Source organism: Kineococcus rhizosphaerae (assembly GCF_003002055.1).
GTDB lineage: Bacteria > Actinomycetota > Actinomycetes > Actinomycetales > Kineococcaceae > Kineococcus > Kineococcus rhizosphaerae.
In genome coordinates, this window is record NZ_PVZF01000001.1 from 768,478 (window position 1) to 787,988 (window position 19,511).

16 protein-coding genes are annotated in these 19,511 nt (G+C 74.5%); 6 read left to right on the top strand and 10 right to left on the bottom strand.

The window, feature by feature from the left end:
• Positions 1-15: 15 nt before the first annotated feature.
• Positions 16-954, bottom strand: a complete 939-nt coding sequence (gene dapA, locus CLV37_RS03720; RefSeq protein WP_106207015.1) for a 4-hydroxy-tetrahydrodipicolinate synthase — start codon at positions 952-954, stop codon at positions 16-18.
• 179 nt (positions 955-1,133) lie between these two features.
• Positions 1,134-1,820: an HAD-IA family hydrolase gene (locus CLV37_RS03725; protein WP_106207017.1), complete on the bottom strand. Its 687-nt coding sequence runs from the start codon at positions 1,818-1,820 to the stop codon at positions 1,134-1,136.
• A 64-nt stretch (positions 1,821-1,884) separates the two neighbouring features.
• Here CLV37_RS03725 and CLV37_RS03730 point away from each other — a divergent pair, with 64 nt between their 5' ends.
• Positions 1,885-3,717, top strand: coding sequence for a sugar phosphate isomerase/epimerase and 4-hydroxyphenylpyruvate domain-containing protein (locus tag CLV37_RS03730; protein ID WP_106207471.1), 1,833 nt, complete (start codon positions 1,885-1,887; stop codon positions 3,715-3,717).
• Here CLV37_RS03730 and CLV37_RS03735 read toward each other — a convergent pair.
• Positions 3,690-4,595: an NADP-dependent oxidoreductase gene (locus CLV37_RS03735; RefSeq protein WP_106207019.1), complete on the bottom strand. Its 906-nt coding sequence runs from the start codon at positions 4,593-4,595 to the stop codon at positions 3,690-3,692. The genes CLV37_RS03730 and CLV37_RS03735 overlap by 28 nt on opposite strands.
• 265 nt (positions 4,596-4,860) lie before the next feature.
• Between CLV37_RS03735 and CLV37_RS03740 the strand changes: the two genes are divergently transcribed.
• The 4 genes from CLV37_RS03740 to CLV37_RS03755 all read left to right on the top strand — a co-directional run bounded on the left by CLV37_RS03740 (position 4,861) and on the right by CLV37_RS03755 (position 10,805).
• Positions 4,861-7,146, top strand: coding sequence for a putative bifunctional diguanylate cyclase/phosphodiesterase (locus tag CLV37_RS03740; RefSeq protein ID WP_106207021.1), 2,286 nt, complete (start codon positions 4,861-4,863; stop codon positions 7,144-7,146).
• Positions 7,143-7,394 (top strand): hypothetical protein, encoded by a 252-nt coding sequence (locus CLV37_RS03745; RefSeq protein ID WP_106207023.1) that lies wholly within the window; start codon positions 7,143-7,145, stop codon positions 7,392-7,394. The genes CLV37_RS03740 and CLV37_RS03745 overlap by 4 nt, the downstream gene beginning before the upstream one ends.
• A 289-nt stretch (positions 7,395-7,683) precedes the next feature.
• The gene (locus CLV37_RS03750) at positions 7,684-8,448 is read left to right on the top strand and encodes a beta-phosphoglucomutase family hydrolase (protein WP_106207025.1); all 765 of its coding nucleotides are present in this window, start codon (positions 7,684-7,686) and stop codon (positions 8,446-8,448) included.
• Positions 8,445-10,805: a glycoside hydrolase family 65 protein gene (locus CLV37_RS03755; protein ID WP_106207027.1), complete on the top strand. Its 2,361-nt coding sequence runs from the start codon at positions 8,445-8,447 to the stop codon at positions 10,803-10,805. Before CLV37_RS03750 ends, CLV37_RS03755 begins: the two co-directional genes overlap by 4 nt.
• 90 nt (positions 10,806-10,895) lie before the next feature.
• Here the strand turns inward: CLV37_RS03755 and CLV37_RS03760 are convergent, their stop codons facing one another.
• From CLV37_RS03760 to CLV37_RS03790, 7 genes are all read right to left on the bottom strand, one after another.
• The gene (locus CLV37_RS03760; RefSeq protein ID WP_106207029.1) at positions 10,896-11,336 is read right to left on the bottom strand and encodes a hypothetical protein; all 441 of its coding nucleotides are present in this window, start codon (positions 11,334-11,336) and stop codon (positions 10,896-10,898) included.
• Positions 11,337-11,346: 10 nt separating this feature from the next.
• The gene (locus CLV37_RS03765) at positions 11,347-11,784 is read right to left on the bottom strand and encodes a hypothetical protein (protein WP_106207031.1); all 438 of its coding nucleotides are present in this window, start codon (positions 11,782-11,784) and stop codon (positions 11,347-11,349) included.
• Between the two features lie 13 nt (positions 11,785-11,797).
• Positions 11,798-12,547: a 4-hydroxy-tetrahydrodipicolinate reductase gene (gene dapB / locus CLV37_RS03770; protein ID WP_211298337.1), complete on the bottom strand. Its 750-nt coding sequence runs from the start codon at positions 12,545-12,547 to the stop codon at positions 11,798-11,800.
• Entirely contained in the window at positions 12,544-13,917 is a 1,374-nt protein-coding gene (locus CLV37_RS03775; RefSeq protein WP_106207033.1) for a M16 family metallopeptidase, read from the bottom strand. The genes dapB and CLV37_RS03775 overlap by 4 nt, the downstream gene beginning before the upstream one ends.
• 1 nt (position 13,918) lies before the next feature.
• Positions 13,919-16,162: a polyribonucleotide nucleotidyltransferase gene (locus tag CLV37_RS03780; RefSeq protein WP_106207035.1), complete on the bottom strand. Its 2,244-nt coding sequence runs from the start codon at positions 16,160-16,162 to the stop codon at positions 13,919-13,921.
• A gap of 250 nt (positions 16,163-16,412) precedes the next feature.
• The gene (gene rpsO / locus CLV37_RS03785; RefSeq protein ID WP_106207037.1) at positions 16,413-16,682 is read right to left on the bottom strand and encodes a 30S ribosomal protein S15; all 270 of its coding nucleotides are present in this window, start codon (positions 16,680-16,682) and stop codon (positions 16,413-16,415) included.
• Positions 16,683-16,798: 116 nt separating this feature from the next.
• Positions 16,799-17,764 carry a bifunctional riboflavin kinase/FAD synthetase gene (locus CLV37_RS03790; protein ID WP_106207039.1) on the bottom strand — a complete coding sequence of 322 codons (966 nt, stop codon included), beginning with the start codon at positions 17,762-17,764 and terminating at the stop codon, positions 16,799-16,801.
• Positions 17,765-17,825: 61 nt separating this feature from the next.
• Between CLV37_RS03790 and pgi the strand changes: the two genes are divergently transcribed.
• Positions 17,826-19,511, top strand: a complete 1,686-nt coding sequence (gene pgi, locus CLV37_RS03795) for a glucose-6-phosphate isomerase (protein WP_106207041.1) — start codon at positions 17,826-17,828, stop codon at positions 19,509-19,511.

Consider the following 19,511-nt stretch of genomic DNA (forward strand, 5'->3'; position numbering starts at 1 on the left):
GGGAAGGGTGGGTGGTCAGGCGTTCTGCGGGGTCTGGGACCGGGAGGTGTCCAGGCCGGCCAGGGCGAGGTCGGCGGCGATGGCACCGACCTCCTCGCCGCTCGCCGGCAGCAGGGGCTGGCGGACGGTGCGGTTGGCCAGGACGCCGGTGAGCTCGAGGGCGGCCTTGACGGCCACGGCACCCTGGGTGCGCGTCATGATCCCCCGCACGGCGGGCAGCAGCCGGGCGTTGAGCGCGCGGGCGGCCGGCAGGTCGCCGGCGTCGAGCGCGGCGATCATCCGGGCGTACTCCCGGCCGGCGACGTGGCTGACGACCGAGACGATGCCGGACCCGCCGAGCGCCAGCAGCGGCAGGTTGAGGGCGTCCTCGCCGGAGTAGTAGGCCAGGTCGGTGCGGGCCAGGACCTGCGCGGAGGCGAACAGGTCGCCCTTGGCGTCCTTCACGGCCACGACGCGCTCGTGCTCGCCGGCGCGCACGAGCGTCTCGGTCTCGATCGGCACCCCCGCGCGGCCGGGGATGTCGTAGAGCATCACGGGCAGGCCGGTCGCGTCGGCCACGGTCGTGAAGTGGGCCAGGAGCGCGGCCTGCGGGGGCTTGTTGTAGTAGGGCGTGACGACCAGCAGCCCGCGGGCGCCGGCCTTCTCGGCGGCGCGGGCCAGCTCGACGGTGTGCCGGGTGTCGTTGGTGCCCACGCCGGCCACGACCACGGCCCGGTCCCCGACCGCGTCGAGGACGGCGCGCAGCAGCGCGTCCTTCTCCTCGTCCGAGGTGGTGGGCGACTCGCCCGTGGTGCCGCTGACCACGAGGCCGTCGTGCCCGGTGGCCACGAGGTGCTCGGCCAGGGCGGCGGCCGCGGCCAGGTCCAGGGAGCCGTCGGGCGTGAAGGGGGTCACCATCGCGCTCAGCACCGTCCCGAACGGACGCGGGGGCACTGCGGCGGTGACGGTCGGCATGGTGGGAGGTTACCGCGAGGGGGCGACTCGACGGCTCACCAGACCCGCGCCGGGCGCGGGCGCCGGGCCCGGACCCGGCCCGGACGTGACCCGGACGTGGAGGAGCCCGGTCGCTGCCCGCTCGGGGGTCCGGGCAGCGACCGGGTCCCGCGGGCACATCGGCGCCGGGGGCCGGGGCGTTACAGGTCCGTGGCCGGCCCCGGCTCCCCGGCCCGGCGCACCCGCAGACCGTCCGGCCCGGCGGTGATGCGGACGGCGGACAGCAGGGGCACGACGAGGTCGGCGTCCAGGGGGCCGGTGGGGTGGGTCGTGCGCACGGCCAGGGTGGCGCAGCCGGCGGCCCGGGCGGCGCTGAGCCCGGCGGGGGCGTCCTCCACGACGAGGCAGTCGGCCGGGTCCAGGCCCATCCGGGCGGCGCCGAGCAGGAAGCAGTCGGGTGCGGGTTTGCCGTTCTCGACGTCGTCGAAGGTGACCAGGACCTCCGGGTCGGGCAGTCCGGCGGCGTGCCGTCGGGCGTCGGCCAGCGGCGCCGAGCAGGACGTCACGATGGCCCAGGACCCGGCGGGCAGCCCCGCGAGCAGGTCGGCGACGCCCGGCAGCTGCACGACGTCGTCGACGTCGGCGATCTCCAGCTCGGTGATGCGCGCCGCCGCGGCGGCCAGGCCCTCGCCGCCCACCAGGTCGGCGACGATCTCGGGGGCGGGCCGGCCGTGCCCGGCGGCGCCGGCGAGCTGCTCGGCGGTGACGTCGTGCTCGAGCGCCCACGTCGTCCAGCTGCGGGCGATGGCCGCGGTGGAGTCGACGAGGGTGCCGTCCATGTCGAACAGGACTGCGGCGAACGGGCGGTCCAGGACGGGGTGGCTCACCCGCGCACCCTACGTGGCCCCCGCACCGGCCCTGCGCCGCGACCGGTCGTGGCAGGGTGGGTGCGTGCGGACCTCGATCGCCACGGTGAGCCTGGCCGGGAGCCTGTCGGAGAAGCTGCGCGCCGCGGCCGCGGCCGGCTTCGACGCCGTCGAGGTGTTCGAACCGGACCTGCTGGCCTCGCCGCTGCGCCCGGCCGAGGTCCGGGCCCTGGCCGGCGACCTGGGCCTGGCCGTCGCCCTGTTCCAGCCCTTCCGCGACCCCGACGACGTCGACCCCGCGGCCGCGGCCCGGAGCCGGGAACGGTTGCGGCACAAGGCCGCACTGACCCGCGAGCTGGGCTGCGACCTCATCCTCGTCTGCTCCTCGGTGCACGCCGGCGCCGTGCACGACGACGACGAGCTCGCCGCCCAGCTCACCGCGCTGGCCGACGTGGCCGCCGGCGAGGGCGTCCGGCTCGCCTACGAGGCGCTGGCGTGGGGGGCGCACGTGGCCGACTACCGCCACGGCGCCCGGGTGGTGGCCCTGGCCGGCCACCCGGCGCTGGGCACGTGCGTCGACTCCTTCCACGTCCTGTCCCGCGGGGATGACCCCGACGACATCGCCGGCCTCGACAAGCTCTTCTTCTGCCAGGTGGCCGACGCCCCGCTGCTGGGGATGGACGTCCTGCCGTGGTCGCGCCACCACCGGCTCTTCCCGGGTCAGGGCGGTTTCGACCTGGCCCGGTTCCAGCGCGCCGTCACGGCCTCCGGCTACGGCGGGCCCGTCTCGCTGGAGGTCTTCAACGACCTCTACCGCCAGTCCGACCCCGGCCGCGCCGCCGTGGACGCCGCCCGGTCGCTGCGCCACCTCGCCGACCTGACCGCACCCGGCACCCTGCCCGCCGCCCCCTCGCCGTCGGGGTGGGCGTTCGTCGAGGTCGCCGCCTCCGCCGAGGGGGCGCCGGCGGTCGCGGCGCTGCTGGGCTCCCTCGGCCTGGCCCGAACGGGGGCGCACCGCCGCGGCGACGTCGACCTGTGGACCGGGGGCGACGTCCGCGTCGTCGTCAACCACCGGGCGAGCGCCGAGCGGGCCCGGCTGTCCTCCCTCGGTCTGCGCTCCGACGCCCCGCAGGTCCTGGCCGCCCGGGCCCGCGAGCTGCTGGCCCCCCTCGTGCACCGCCCGGTGGGGCCCGGTGAGGCCGAGATCCCCTCGCTCGTGGCGCCGGACGGGACGTGGGTGCAGTTCTGCGGGGACGACCCCGACTGGCGCGGCGACTTCCTGCCCACCGGTGAGGCCGCCACGGCACGGTCCTTCACGGGGATCGACCACGTCGCCCTGCCGCAGCCCTTCGCGGGGTTCGACTCCGCGGGGCTGTTCCTGACCACCGTCCTGGGGATGAGCCCGGGCGAGCTCGCCGAGGTCGCCGCCCCCGACGGCCTGGTGCGCTCGCGGGCGTACACGTCCACGGCGGGCATCCGGATCGCGCTCAACGTGGGCCCGACCTCGGCGACGCTGCGCGGTCGCCCGCTGGCCTCGGGGCACGTGGCGCTGGCCACCACCGACGTGCTGGCCGTGGTCGCCGCGTTCGTCGCCGCCGGCGGCGAACCGCTGCCCGTGCCGGTGAACTACCACGACGACCTGCAGGCCCGGTTCGGCCTGGACAAGCGGTTCCTGGACGCCCTGCGCCGCCACCACGTCCTCTACGACCGGGACCCCGACGGCGGGGAGTTCCTGCACTTCTTCACCCGCGCGGTGAGCCGGGAGTTCTTCGTCGAGGTCGTCGAACGGCGCGGCGGGTACCGGGGGTACGGCGCCGCGAACACCCCCGTGCGCCTGGCGGCGCAGCGCGAGCACCCCGCCCCCGGGGACGGCTCCGGGGGCGGGAGCGCTCAGGGCAGCAGGACGATCCGCCCCTGACGGTGCGGGCGCTCGGCCGTCGCGAACGCCTCCACGACGTCGGCGAGGGGGAAGACCCCCGCGATCGGCACGTGCAGCCGGTCGCCGGCCACGAGGTCGACGAGCTCGGCCAGCACGTCGGCGCGCTGCGGTCCGCCGCCGCCGAACTCCAGGTCGGCCTCCAGCGGCAGGGTGGCCACGCACCGCTGCGCCGGGACCCCCAGCGCCTCGGCGAGGTGCTCGACGTCGGCTCCGGTGGTGTCGAGGATGACGTCGACCCGGCCGGCGCGTTCGTGCACGACGCGCGCGAGCGCGCCCGCGTCGGCGGGGGCGACCGCGTCGGCTCCGTGCGCGTGCAGCCAGTCGTGGTGCACGGGGTCGGCGACGCCCACGACGGCCGCCCCGCACAGGCGGGCGAGCTGGACGGCGAGGGTGCCGACGTCCGAGGCCGCCCCGACGACGAGGACGACGTCCCCGTCGCGGACCTTCGTGCTCTCCACGCACGTCCAGGCGGTCACGCCGGCGACGTACAGGGCCCCGGCGACCTCCCAGGAGACCGCCTCGGGCTTGACCACGAGCGCGGTCTCGGGCACGACGACGGTCTCGGCGTGGCCGGCGTGCTCGGGGCTCCAGCCGAGGACCTCGTCGCCGACGCCGAACCGGGCACCGGGCCCGGTCGCGGTGACGACGCCGGCGAACTCCGACCCGGTCGCGGTGGGGAAGGCCATGGGGTAGAGCTGCGCGAGCGCGCCCTCGCGGGCCGCGGACTCCCCCGCCGTGATGCCGGCGGCGCGCACGGTGACGCTGACCTCGCCGCGTCCCGGCTCACGGGCGGGGACGTCGACGACCTCCAGGACGTCGGGCCCACCCCAGCGTTCGAAGCGCACGACTCTGTTCACGGGCGCAGCCTGTCTCGAACGTGAGGGCGGGGCAAGCCTGCGCCGTGCCGCGTTGTGCTGGCCGGGTGACCCGGCCCGTGCCCCCTCGGTGGTCCCGCCGGTGGTCCCGCCGGTGGTCCCCGGGCCGCGGCCCGGGGCCGCGACGTTGCTCCGGTCGGGTCGTCGGTCCGCGCGCGGGTCCAGCCGGCGCTCCCGGGCGCCGATGGGACCTCGTTGCCTGCAGCCACCGGGTGATCGTCCTCGACCTCCACGGAAGCGGTGCGTCATGTCCTCCCGGGTCTCCTGGGCCATCGCCCTCGGCCGCCGCCGCGCCACGGGCGTCGCCGCCGTCCTGCTGGTCTGCGCCGGCGTGCTCGTGTGCGCCCTCCCGCTCCTCGACCCCGGCTCCGGGCACCGGGTCGGCGCCGCGCTGCGGGCCGCGTCGTGCGCCGCGGCCGTCGTGCTGCTGCACGAGCGGGTGCGCCGCGTGGACGACGAGCGCGACGTGTGGCGCTGGTTCCGGCACGCCGCCGCGGTCGCGGTCCTCGGGGCGCTCCTCGACGTCGTGCCGGGCCCGGGCGCGAGCGGGGTCGCGCCGTCGACGGTGACCTCGCTGGTCAGCTGCGCTCTGCTGTACCGCGGCCTCATCGTCTGGAACCGGATCAGCACCCGCACCACCGACCCGAGCGACTGGCTGAACGGCCTGAGCGCCATCCTGGCCGTGGCCGCCGTCGGCGACCTGGTCCTGGCCCGGACCGGCTGGGACGCGGGCGGCACGGTGGCGGTCCAGCTGCTGCTGGTCGGCGTCGGGTCCCTGTTCGTGGTGCTCGGGACCACGCTGACCGTGGCCAGCATGGGTGCGCTGCTGCGCGACCCCCGGCCCTGGCTGCTGGCCGCGGGTGCGGGCGCCGCCCTGACCGGGCTGGTCCTGGACGCCACCACGCGCAGCACCTGCTGGGCCGCCCCGGGGACCACGGTCCTGCTGCTGGCCACCGCCGGCGCGAGCCGGCTGCCCGTGCGCCCCAGCCGGCCGCAGCCGGCCACGACCCAGTCGCTGACGATCGGCGCCTTCGTGGTGCTCCTGGCCGCCGTGACCGTCCTGGTCCTGGACACCCGGCTCGCCCCCGCCCTCACGACGTGGTCGGTGGTGTGCGCCTCCGTCGCGGTCGTGGGCGTCAGCTTCCGGGTGGTCCACCTGATCGGCGACCTCGCCTCCCTCGCCGTGCGCCGGCAGGAGGCGCTCACCGACGAGCTCACCGGTCTGGCGAACCGGCGGGCCTTCGCCCGTGCGCTCGCGGACCGCGACACCGGCCCCCTGACGCTGCTGGTCCTCGACCTCGACCGGTTCAAGGAGGTCAACGACCGCTACGGGCACCTCGCCGGCGACCGGCTGCTCACCGACCTGGCGGGGCGGCTGGCCGCGGCCGTGCCGGAGGGGACGCTGCTGTGCCGCCTCGGCGGGGACGAGTTCGCCGTCCTGCACCCGGCCGAGGACGACGCGGCCGCGCTCGGCCTCGCGTGGGCGCTGTTCGCCGCGGCGGGCTCGGACGACCAGCACCGCGTCCGCGTGAGCATCGGGGTCGCCCGTGCCGGCGACGGCGGGGACGGCGGAGGCGTGGCCGGTGCGGCCGGTGGGGACGACGCGGCCCAGGAGCTGTTCCGCCGGGCCGACACCGCGATGTACCAGGCGAAGTCCACCGGCTCGGGTGTGCGCCTGTACGACCAGGGCCTCGACGTGAGTGCGCGCGAACGCGCCCGGGTCGCCGACGAGCTGCACCGGGTGTGGGACTCGGGCGACCCGTCCGGGTTCGAGGTCTTCTACCAGCCGCAGGTGAGCCTGGCCGACGGCACCGCGAGCGGCGTCGAGGCCCTCGTCCGGTGGCGGCACCCCGAGCGCGGCCTGCTCGGTCCCGGCGCCTTCCTCGACGTGCTCGAGGAGGAGGGCCTCATGGGCCACCTGACGACCCACGTGCTGGCGCGCGCGACCGCCGACCTCCAGCGGTGGCACGCCGCGGGGCACGAAGAGCTGTCGGTCTCGGTGAACCTGTCGACGAGCTGCCTGCTGAACCCCGACCTGCTGCCCCACCTGCAGGGGCTGGCGCGCAGCGGGTTCCCCGTCGGGCACCTCGTCCTGGAGGTCACCGAGACGGCCCTCATGCAGGACGGGGAGGCCAGCCTGGCGCTGTGCCACGCCCTGCGCCGGGAGGGGTTCGGGCTGAGCATCGACGACTACGGCACGGGGTACTCCTCCCTGGCCTACCTGTCGGACCTGCCCGCCACCGAGCTGAAGGTCGACCGCAGCTTCACCAGCCGGCTGCTGTCCGACGCGGGCGTGCGGGCCATCGTGGCGGCCACCGTCGACCTCGGGCACCGGCTCGGGCTGCGGGTGGTGGCCGAGGGCGCGGAGGACGAGGCCACGCTGGACGTCCTGGCCGGGTTCGGCTGCGACGAGGTGCAGGGTTTCGTGCACGCACGGCCGATGCCGGCCGACGACCTGTTCGGCTGGCTCGAGGCCGCGCGCGGGCGTTCCACCGGGCAGCCGCCGCGGGCCGGGCTGAGGGTGGAGGCATGAGCGAACACCAGTCCCCCGACCCCACCCCCGACTCCTCGACCGACTCCACGACCGAGCCGACGACCGAGCCGACGACCGAGCCGACGACCGAGCCGACGACCGAGCCGACGACATCGGACCCGGACGCCGACCCCGGTCAGCTCAACCCGCGCGACCTGCGCGACACCCCCTCCGGGGACGGCGCAGCGCAGACCGACCCCGAGACCGACCCCGATGCCGACCCGGAGGCCCTGAACCCCCGCGACTGAGCGACCTCGCCCGGAGCGCGAGGCCACGCCGTGACGTCGAGCAGCACCGCCCGGCGTCGACGACACCAGTGCTGCCGGCGGTCACCGCGACCAGGACGACCGGCAGGACCACCTCCTGCGGCGCGACGTGCGGGGTGGGGCGGCACCGGCCCCGGCAGCAGCCCCTGGCCCGTCGGGGCGACGGCACCGGGGCGCCCGGGTTCTCGAGGCCCGGGCGAGGAGGACGCCCCACCCGGGCCGGGGTGTGCCCGACCTGCACCCCGGGCGCCGGTCTCCTAGGGTCGGCACCGTGCTGGGACTGCCCGACCACGTGACCGCTCTGCTCTTCGACCTCGATGGCGTCCTGACGAACACGGCCGCCGTCCACGACGCGGCGTGGAAGGCGACCTTCGACGTGTTCCTGCGGGCCCGCGCCGAGCGCACGGGTGAGGCCTTCCGGCCCTTCGACGCCGACGCCGACTACGCCACGTTCGTCGACGGCAAACCCCGCGAGGACGGGGTCCGCGACTTCCTGGCCTCCCGCGAGATCCACCTGCCCGACGGCTCGCCCGACGACCCGGCGGACCAGCCGTACGAGGAGACGACCGTCGCAGGGCTCGGCAACCGCAAGAACGCGGACCTGCTGCGGCGCATCGCCTCCGACGGCGTCGAGGTCTACGAGGGCTCGCGCCGCTACCTGCGGGCCGCGCGCGAGGCGGGCCTGCGGCGGGCCGTGGTGTCCTCCAGCGCGAACACCCGGCAGGTCCTGGAGGTGACTCACCTGGCCGACCTCGTCGAGGAACGGGTGGACGGGGTGACGTTGCGCGAGAAGGGCATCGAGGGCAAACCGGCACCTGACAGCTTCCTGGAGGGCGCCCGGGTCCTGGGGGTCGACCCCGCTCGCGCCGTCGTCTTCGAGGACGCGCTGTCCGGGGTCGCGGCCGGGCGCGCGGGGGGTTTCGGGGCGGTCGTGGGCGTCGACCGCCTCGGCCACGGGCACGGCGACGCGCTGCGCGAGCACGGCGCCACCGTCGTCGTCACCGACCTCGCCGACCTGCTGGAGCAGGGGCGGTGATCGCCCAGGACGCGTTCCCCGTCGACCCCTGGCAGGTCCGCGAGACCCGCCTGGACCTGGACCTCCTGGGGTCGGCCGAGTCCGTCTTCGCCCTGTCCAACGGGCACATCGGGTTCCGCGGGAACCTCGACGAGGGCGAACCCCACGGCCTGCCCGGCACCTACCTGAACTCCTTCTACGAGGAACGTCCCCTGCCCTACGCCGAGGCCGGGTACGGCTACCCCGAGGTCGGGCAGACCGTCGTCAACGTCACCGACGGCAAGATCGTGCGGCTGTTCGTCGACGACGAGCCGTTCGACGTCCGCTACGGGACCCTCCTGGCCCACGAGCGCGTCCTGGACCTGAGGGCGGGGACCCTGACCCGCACCGCCGAGTGGGTCTCCCCGGCGGGCAAGCGGATCCGCGTGCGCTCCACCCGGCTGGTCTCCTTCGTGCAGCGGGCGGTCGCGGCGGTGGAGTACGTCGTCGAGGCCGTCGACGCCGGGGTCCGCCTCACCCTGCAGTCCGAGCTGGTCGCCAACCAGGCGATGCCCCGGACGGCGGACGACCCGCGCGTGGCGGCCGTGCTGGAGTCCCCGCTGGTCTGCGTCGAGCACGACACGACCCGCCTGGAGGGCAGCAGCGGCGCGACGCTGGTGCACCGCACCCGGGTCAGCGGCCTGCAGATGGCCGCCGGGATGGAGAACCACGTCCACGCCCCGGGCCGGGTCGACGTCGAGACGCAGGACGCCGAGGACTGGGCGCGCACCACCGTCGTGTGCGCCCTGGAGGCCGGTCAGGAACTGCGGCTGACGAAGTACCTGGCCTACGGCTGGTCGGCGCTGCGATCCCGCCCGGCGCTGCGCGACCAGGTCGCCGGGGCGCTCGCGGGCGCCCGGTTCACGGGCTTCGAGGGGTTGCTGCGCGAGCAGCGGGAGTACCTGGCGGAGTTCTGGGACGCCGCCGACGTGCACGTCGAGGGCGACGCGGAGGTGCAGCAGGCGGTCCGGTTCGCGTTGTTCCACGTCCTGCAGGCCGGGGCCCGGGCCGAGCAGCGCGGGATCCCCGCGAAGGGTCTGACGGGCCCGGGCTACGACGGGCACATCTTCTGGGACACCGAGGCGTACGTGCTGCCGGTCCTGACGTACACCGCGCCGCGGGCCGCGGCGGACGCCCTGCGCTGGCGCGCGCGCACGGTGGACGACGCCCGGCAGCGGGCCCGCGAGCTCGGGCTGTCCGGTGCCGCGTTCCCGTGGCGGACGATCCGCGGGCAGGAGTCCAGCGGGTACTGGCCGGCGGGCACCGCGGCGTTCCACGTGAACGCCGACATCGCCGCGGCGGTCGAGCGGTACCGGGTCGCCACGGGCAGCCTGGAGCTGGAGACCGACGGCGGGCTGGTCGTCCTCGTGGAGACCGCGCGGTTGTGGATGTCGCTGGGCCACCACGACGCGCAGGGCCGCTGGCACGTGGCCGGGGTGACCGGGCCGGACGAGTACACCGCCGTCGTCGTCGACAACGTCTTCACCAACCTGGGGGCGGCGCAGAACCTGCTGGCCGCGGCGCGGGCCTGCGTCCGCCAGCCCGACCTGGCGCGGTCCCTGGGGGTCACGCTGGAGGAGCAGGCCACCTGGCGGGACGCCGGCGGCGCCGTCGCGGTCCCCTACGACGAGGACCTGCGCGTGCACCAGCAGTGCGAGGGGTTCACCCGGCGCCCGGAGTGGGACTTCGCGGCGAACCCGCACTACCCGCTGCTGCTGCACTCGCCCTACTTCGACCTGTACCGCAAGCAGGTCGTCAAGCAGGCCGACCTGCAGATGGCCCTGTTCTGGTTCCCCGACGCGTTCAGCGCGCAGGACAAGGCCCGCGTCGTGGACTACTACGAACCCCGGACCGTGCGGGACTCGTCGTTGTCCGCTGCGGTGCAGGCGATCACGGCCGCCGAGGTGGGCCACCTGGAGCTGGCCCACGACTACCTCTACGAGGCGGCGACGGTCGATCTGCGGGACCTGCACCACAACACCGGCGACGGGTTGCACATGGCGTCGCTGGCCGGGACGTGGCTGGCCCTCGTCCACGGCCTCGGCGGCATGCGCGACAACGGCGGCACGCTGCGCTTCGACCCGCACCTGCCCGAGGGGCTGACCCGGCTGCGGTTCACGATCCGCTGGCACGAGGTGAAGCTGAGCGTGGACATCACCCCCGAGGAGGTGACGTACGCGGCGCGCGACCACGGCTCGAGCCTGACCCTGCTGCACGCCGGGCAGGAGGTCACGGTCCGCTCGGGTGAGCCGGTCACGCTCCCGGTGGCCCCGGTGCACCCGCTGCTGCCCCGCCCGGCGCAACCGCCCGGCCGGGCCCCGGTGCACCGCGACCACTGATCCCGCCCTTCCCGCGCGACGCACACGTCGGACCCCCGCGAGCACCTCTCCCGGGGTCCGACGTGTGCGTCGCGCGGGAAGGGTCAGAGGTCAGGTGCGGTGGAGGCGGGCCGCCATCGCGGCGTAGCGCTCCTCGTCGCCTTCGAGCGGGACGTTGTCCATCCGCAGCTCCAGGCCGTCGTCGGTGGCGGTGAGGGTGATCTCCCACCGCCACTGACCGGGGGCGTAGTCGTACCCGACCGTGACGGACGCGCCGTCGCGGTGGCCGGTGAGCACCTTGGCCTCGGGGGCCTGGTGCCAGCTGTCACCCCACAGGGCCACGGCCGAGCCGTCGTCGGGGCCCGGGCCGACGGTCAGCGACCCCGCCTGGTCGCCGTCGGTGGGGTGCTCCCACGCGTACGCGAGGGTGGTGAGCGGACCCTGCACGCCGAGCACGGCCGAGGCCGGGGCGGGGCGGGGCTCGTCGGTCGCCAGCAGGCGGAAGGAGTTCTGCCCGGCCCAGGTGCCGGCGCGGTCCGCGAAGGACGTCATGCCGGGCAGGCTAGCGGCGGTGGAGCCTGACGGCGTGGCGCGCGGCGGCGCGGCCGCGCCGGCGGTCCCCGGCCGCGTCGTACGCCATGGCCAGGCGGTACCACGCCCCGGCGTCGTCCGGGGCGTCCTCGACCTCGGCCCGGGCCCGTTCCCAGGCCGCGGCGCCGGCGGCCCGGTCGATGCGCCCGGCCGCCGTGCGGTCCAGGTCGTCGACGGGCAGCTCGCCGCGGGCGGCGAGCTCGCGGCCGAGCCTCTCGGTCGCCACGCCGAACATCAGTTCCCGCGCGACGGCCCACAGGCCGACGAGCGGCAGCAGGAACAGGGCGATCCCCAGCGCGATCCCGGCCCAGTTCCCCGTGCCGATCAGCGCCGCGCCGAGCCGGCCGAGGAACACGAAGTAGAACAGCAGCGCCGCGACGCTGACGGCGACGACGACCTTGGTGCGCACCGGTGGGGTCCCGTCAGTCCAGGTCGAGGTAGTGCTCGAGGCCGACGGTGACCCCGGGCCGGGAGGCGACCTGGCGGACGCCGACGAGCAGGCCGGGCATGTAGGCGGCGCGGTCGTAGGTGTCGTCGCGCAGGGTCAGGGTCTCCCCCGGCCCGCCCAGGATGACCTCCTGGTGCGCGGTCATCCCACGCATGCGGACGGCGTGGACGTGGATCCCGTCGACGACGGCCCCGCGGGCTCCCTCCAGCGCGGTCTCGGTCGCGTCCGGGGACGGGCCGAGGCCGGCCTCGGCCCGGGCCTGCGCGATGAGCCTGGCCGTGCGGATGGCCGAGCCGCTGGGGGCGTCGACCTTGGCGGGGTGGTGCAGCTCGACGACCTCGACGGACTCGAAGAACCGCGCGGCCTTGGCGGCGAGCTGCATGACCAGCACGGCCCCGATCCCGAAGTTCGTCGCGACGAGCACGTTGCGCCCGGCCGCGTCGGCCCACCGGCGCACCTGCTCGACGCGCTCGGGGGTGAACCCGGTGGTGCCGGTGACGACGTGCATGCCCTGCGCCAGGGCGTGCTCGACGTTGGCCATCACCTGATCGGGCACGGTGAGGTCGACGAACACGTCCGAACCCGCCGCGGCGGCGAGGTCGTCGCCGCGCCCGAGCGCGGCGACGAGCTCGAGGTCGTCGGCGGCCTCGACCGCGGCGACGGCCTGCGAGCCCATGCGGCCCCGCGCCCCCGCGACCGAGACCCTGATCGGCGCGGTCGTCACCGCACGACGCCGGTGAAGGCGCTGTCGTCGTCGAACGGGCCGACGACGGTGACCGAGCGCGGGCGGGCCAGCAGGTCGACGGCCATGGCCTGCACCTGCTCGGCCGTCACGGCGCGGATGCGGGCCAGGACGGTGTCGACGTCGAGGAACTGCCCGTGGGTCAGCTCGGCCTTGCCGAGGCGGTTCATGCGGGACCCGGAGTCCTCCAGGCCCAGCACCAGACCACCGGTGAGCTGGCCGATGCCGCGGCCCAGCTCCTCGGCCTCCAGCGGGGTCTCGCCCAGCTTCACCAGTTCGGCGAGCATGAGCTCGGCGACCTGCGGCGCCTTGGCCGGTGAGCAGCCCGCGTACAGGCCCACGTAGCCGGAGTCGGCGTAGTTGGCGTTGAACGAGTACACCGAGTACGCCAGGCCGCGCTTCTCGCGCACCTCCTGGAACAGCCGGGAACTCATCCCCCCGCCGAGGACCGCGTTGAGCACCGACAGCGTGAACCGGCGCTCGTCGGTGGCGGTGATGCCCGTCGTGCCGAGCAGGACGTGGGCCTGCTCGGTCTGGCGGTCCACCACGAGCGCCTGGCCGCGTTCCAGACCCCCCTCGACCTGCCCGGAGACGCGGCGCGGGCGCGGTGCGGCCTCGCCCAGGTCCCCGGCGGCGCGGTCGAGCTCGCGCTGGACCGTGGTCACGACCTCGTCGTGGTCGAGCCCGCCGGCCGCGGTGAACACCAGCGTGGAGGGCTGGTAGTGCTCGCGGTAGTGGGCCCAGACGTCGTCGCGGCCGACGGCGCGGATGGTCTCCGGCGTGCCGCCGATGGGCCGGGCCAGCGGGTGCTGCCCCAGGACGAGCTCGGCGAACTTCTCGTGCGCGACGTCGCCGGGGTCGTCGTCGTTCATCGCGAGCTCCTCGAGGATGACCTCGCGCTCGCTGGTGAAGTCGTCGTCGTCCAGCACGGCCGAGGTGACCATGTCCGTGACGACGTCGATGGCCATCGGCAGGTCGGAGTCGAGCACCCGCGCGTAGTAGGTCGTGTGCTCCTTGCCGGTGGCGGCGTTGGCCTCACCGCCGACGGCGTCGAACGCCGAGGCGATGTCCATCGCGTCGCGGCGTTCGGTGCCCTTGAACAGCAGGTGCTCGAGGAAGTGCGTCGAGCCGAAGTGGCCCCTGGTCTCGTCGCGCGAGCCGACGCCGACCCAGCAGCCGATGCTGGCCGAACGCTGCCCGGGCATGGCCTCGGTGAGCACGCGCGCCCCGCACGGCAGGACCGTGCGCTTGACGACGGCCCCGTCGGCGGTGGACAGGACGGTGGTAGCGGGAACCCCGCCGGCCGCCACGGTGGGCAGCTCGACGGGGTTCCCGGGAACGTGGGTCGTCACGTCAGGCGTCGGCGCTCTCCGTCGCGGGAGCGTCGCCCTCGGCGGCGTCCTCCGCGACCACGGGGACCAGCGACAGCTTGCCGCGCGGGTCGATCTCGGCGATCTCGACCTGGACCTTCTGGCCGACCGAGACGACGTCCTCGACGTTGTCGACGCGCTTGCCGCCGGACAGCTTGCGCAGCTGCGAGATGTGCAGCAGGCCGTCCTTGCCGGGCAGCAGCGAGACGAACGCGCCGAAGGTGGTCGTCTTGACGACGGTGCCGAGGTAGCGCTCGCCGACCTCGGGCATCGTCGGGTTGGCGATGGCGTTGACCGCTGCGCGGGCCGCCTCCGCCGAGGGGCCGTCGACGGCCCCGATGAACACCGTGCCGTCGTCCTCGATGGAGATGTCGGCGCCGGTGTCCTCCTGGATCTGGTTGATCATCTTGCCCTTGGGCCCGATGACCTCGCCGATCTTGTCCACGGGGACCTTGACGGTGATGATGCGCGGCGCGGTGGGCGACATCTCGTCGGGGGTGTCGATGGCCTCGGCCATGACGTCCAGGATGTACAGGCGCGCGTCGCGGGCCTGGGTCAGCGCACCGGCCAGGACCGAGGCCGGGATCCCGTCGAGCTTGGTGTCGAGCTGGATCGCGGTGACGAACTCCTTGGTCCCGGCGACCTTGAAGTCCATGTCGCCGAAGGCGTCCTCGGCGCCGAGGATGTCGGTCAGCGCCGCGTACTGCGTCTGGCCGTCCACGGTGTCGGAGATCAGGCCCATGGCGATGCCGGCCACGGGCGCGCGCAGCGGAACGCCGGCGTTGAGCAGCGACAGCGTCGAGGCGCAGACCGAGCCCATCGAGGTGGACCCGTTGGAGCCCAGCGCCTCGGAGACCTGGCGGATCGCGTAGGGGAACTCCTCGCGGGCCGGCAGGACCGGGACGAGGGCGCGCTCGGCGAGGGCGCCGTGCCCGATCTCGCGCCGCTTGGGCGAGCCCACGCGGCCGGTCTCGCCGGTCGAGTAGGGCGGGAAGTTGTAGTTGTGCATGTAGCGCTTGCGCGTCACCGGGGACAGCGTGTCGAGCTGCTGCTCCATGCGCAGCATGTTCAGCGTGGTGACGCCCAGGATCTGGGTCTCGCCGCGCTCGAACAGCGCCGAGCCGTGCACGCGGGGCAGGACCTCGACCTCGGCGGACAGGGTCCGGATGTCGGCCAGGCCGCGGCCGTCGATGCGGACCTTGTCCTTCAGGACGCGCTGACGGATCAGCGTCTTCTGCACCGAGCGGTAGGCCGCGGAGACCTCCTTCTCGCGCCCGGCGAAGGCCTCGGCCAGCTCGCCCTTGACGCGGTCCTTGATCTCGTCGATCCGGGTCTCGCGCTCCTGCTTGCCGGCGATGGTCAGCGCGGCGGCCAGCTCGGTCGCGGAGGCGTCGAAGACGGCCTGGTAGGTGTCGTCGGCGTAGTCCGGGAACAGCGGGAACTCGGCGGTGGGCTTGGCGGCCTTGGCGGCGACCTCGGCCTGCGCCTTGACGAGCTTGGCGATGTGCGGCTTGGCGGCCTCCAGGCCCTGCGCCACGACCTCCTCGGTCGGGGCGGTGGCGCCCTGGTCCTTGATGAGGTTCCAGGAACCCTCGGTCGCCTCGGCCTCGACCATCATGATCGCGACGTCCTCGGTGCCGTCGGCGGCGGTCACGACGCGGCCGGCGACGACCATGTCGAAGACGGCGCGCTCGATCTCGGAGTACCGCGGGAAGGCGACCCACTGGCCGTCGATGAGGGCGACGCGCACGCCGCCGACCGGGCCGGAGAACGGCAGGCCCGACAGCTGCGTCGACATGGACGCGGCGTTGATGGCCACGACGTCGTAGGCGTCGTCGGGGTGGATCGCCATGATGGACACGACGACCTGGACCTCGTTGCGCAGGCCCTTGACGAAGCTCGGGCGCAGCGGGCGGTCGATCAGGCGGCAGGCCAGGATCGCCTCGGTGGAGGGGCGGCCCTCGCGACGGAAGAACGAGCCGGGGATCTTGCCGGCGGCGTAGCTGCGCTCTTCGACGTCGATCGTCAGGGGGAAGAAGTCGAACTGGTCCTTCGGGGACTTCCCGGCGGTGGTGGCGCTCAGCAGGAACGTCTCGCCGTCGAGGTAGACGCTCGCGGAACCGGCGGCCTGCTTGGCGAGGCGGCCGGTCTCGAAGCGGACGGTGCGGGTGCCGAACGAGCCGTTGTCGAGGACGGCTTCGGCGGCGGTGATCTCGGGACCCTCCAAGGGGTTCCTCCTCAGGGTTGTGTGCGGTGTGCGACACCCGCGCGCCCCCGGCCTTCGATCGAGACCCACGGACCGGGGATCTCTCCCGGGGTTCCGGAGGCCACTACCGAGGACCGGCGCGACGCTGCGCGATGTCGCGACTCGTCAGGGTGAGTCTGCCGCGAGTGCGGCGGGAATGCGCAACAGGGGTGGTCCCGTGTGTCGGGACCACCCCTGCCGCGTCAGGCCCCTGACTCCGTCGGCGACGGGGTCAGCGGCGGATGCCGAGACGCTCGATGATCGAGCGGTAGCGGTTGATGTCCTTCTTGGCCATGTACTTCAGCAGGTTGCGGCGCTGACCGACCAGCAGGAGCAGACCACGACGGCTGTGGTGGTCGTGCTGGTGCTGCTTCAGGTGCTCCGTCAGGTCGCGGATGCGCTGGGTCAGCATCGCGACCTGGACCTCGGGCGAGCCGGTGTCACCTTCGGAGGTGCCGTACTCAGCGATGATCTTGCTCTTGACGTCGTTGGTGAGGGGCACTCGACTCTCCTGATCACTCGTTGCGCGGTGCCTCGGGGCTGGTTCACCCGGGCGCTCTGGGTCCGCGGCCGATCGAACGGCAGCGACCAGACTACCCCACGTCCGGCAGGGGTCGGTCAGGCGGGGCTGCGGCCCAGCAGGATCCGCCGGCAGGTGGCGACGTCGCGCTCCATCTGCTGCACGAGGGCCTCCACGCCGTCGAAGCGCTGCGTGGAGCGCAGGTGGGCGACGAAGTCGAGGTCGACCCGCTCGCCGTACAGGTCCAGGCCGCCCTCGCGCCCCTCCTGGTCCAGGCAGAACGCCTCGAGCTGGCGGCGCACCCCGTCGAAGGTGGGGTTGGTGCCGATGGACACGGCGGCGGGCAGCCGCTCCCCCGAGGCGCGGGTGAGCCAGCCGGCGTACACCCCGTCGGCGGGCACGAGCCCCTCGGCGTGCTCGGTGTCCAGGTTGGCCGTGGGGTAGCCGAGCTCGCGGCCGCGGTGGTCGCCGTGCACGACGGTGGAGGTGACGCGGTGGGGGTGCCCGAGCACCTCGGCCGCCCGGCCCACCTCCCCGGCGGCCAGCGCCTCGCGCACGGCGGTGGAGCTCCAGCGCTGCGCCCGTCCGGAGTCGCCCAGGTCGTCGAGCACCTCGACCTCGAACCCCGAGCGGGCGCCGAGCTCCTGCATGGTCGCCAGGTCCCCGGAGTTGGCGCGACCGAAGCGCACGTCGTGCCCGACGACCACCACGCGGGCCCGCAGCGCGCGCACGAACACGTCCTCGACGAACCGCTGCGGGCTCCAGCCCGCGAGCTCGGGCGTGAAGGGCATGACGAGCACGGCGTCCAGCCCCGTGGCCGCCAGCAGGTCGAGGCGGTGCTCCAGGCCCGTCAGCAGGCCGGGCGCGCGCTCGGGGTGCAGGACCTGCAGCGGGTGCGGGTCGAAGGTCACCGCGACGCTGGCCAGCCCCCGGGAGCGGGCCAGGCCCACGACCTGGGCGAGCACGGCCGCGTGACCGCGGTGGACCCCGTCGAAGTTGCCGATGGTGACGACCGAGGGGCCGAACCCGGGTCCGACGTCTGACAGGTCTTCCCACCGCTGCACGCAGACACTGTGCCAGCAGCCGGTGAGGCGTCCCGAACGCGGGCTGGCTAGCGTCACCCCCATGAGCACCGGACCCGTCGATCCCACCACCACCCCCGCGTGGGCGCAGCTGGGCGCGCACCAGGCCGCGACCACGCCCGACCTGGCCGGCTGGTTCGCCGCCGACCCGCAGCGCGCGGAGCAGCTGAGCTTCACCGCGGCCGACCTGTTCGTCGACCTGTCGAAGAACCTCGTGACCCCCGAGACCGTCTCGCTGCTGCTGGAGCTGGCCGAGCAGACCGGGGTCCTGGCCCGGCGCGACGCCATGTTCGCCGGTGAGCACATCAACGTCACCGAGGACCGCGCCGTCCTGCACACCGCGCTGCGCCGCCCCGCGGGGGCCTCCCCCGCCCTGGTGGTCGACGGCCAGGACGTCGACGCCGACGTGCAGGCCGAGCTGGGCAAGGTCTTCGCCTTCGCCGACGCCGTGCGCAGCGGCGAGTGGGAGGGCGTGACGGGCAAGCGCATCACGCACGTCGTGAACATCGGCATCGGCGGCTCCGACCTCGGGCCGGTCATGGCCTACGAGGCGCTCAAGCCGTACGCGCAGGCCGGCCTGGAGTGCCGGTTCGTCTCCAACATCGACCCGACCGACGTCGCCGAGACGACGAAGGACCTCGACCCCGAGACGACGCTGTTCATCGTCGCCTCCAAGACGTTCGGGACCCTGGAGACCCTGACCAACGCGCGGCTGTCCCGCGCGTGGCTGTGGGCGGGGCTGTCCGCGGCGGGCGTGCTGGCCGACGACGACGCGGCCCGCAAGGACGCCGTCGCCAAGCACTTCGTCGCGGTGTCCACGGCGCTGGACAAGGTCGCCGCGTTCGGCATCGACCCGGCCAACGCCTTCGGGTTCTGGGACTGGGTGGGCGGGCGGTACTCGGTCGACTCCGCGATCGGCACCTCGCTGGCCGTCGCGATCGGCCCGGAGCACTTCCGCGCGTTCCTCGCCGGGTTCCACGCCGTCGACGAGCACTTCCGCACCACGGCACCCGAGCAGAACGTCCCGCTGCTCATGGGGCTGCTCAACGTGTGGAACGTGAACTTCCTCGGCGCCCACACCCACGCGGTGCTGCCCTACTCGCAGTACCTGCACCGGTTCGCCGCCTACCTGCAGCAGCTGACCATGGAGTCCAACGGCAAGTCGGTGCGCTACGACGGCGAGCCGGTCACGACCGACACGGGCGAGGTGTTCTGGGGCGAGCCCGGGACCAACGGCCAGCACGCCTTCTACCAGCTGATCCACCAGGGCACCCGGGTCATCCCGGCCGACTTCATCGCCTTCGCCACCCCGACGCACGCGCTGGTCGACGGCGACGCGGACGTGCACGCCCTGTTCATGGCGAACTTCTTCGCCCAGACCAAGGCGCTGGCGTTCGGCAAGTCCGCCCAGGAGGTGCGCGCCGAGGGCACGGCCGAGGACGTCGTGCCCGCCCGCGTGTTCTCCGGCAACCGGCCGACGACGTCGATCCTCGCGCCGTCGCTGACGCCGTCGGTCCTCGGTCAGCTCATCGCGCTGTACGAGCACACCACGTTCGTCGAGGGCGCGGTCTGGGGCATCGACAGCTTCGACCAGTGGGGCGTGGAACTGGGCAAGAAGCTGGCGCTGGAGATCGCGCCGGCCCTGACCGGTGACACCGCCGCCCTCGAGGCGCAGGACCCCTCGACCGGTGCGCTGATCCGCTACTACCTGGCGAACCGCGCGAACTGA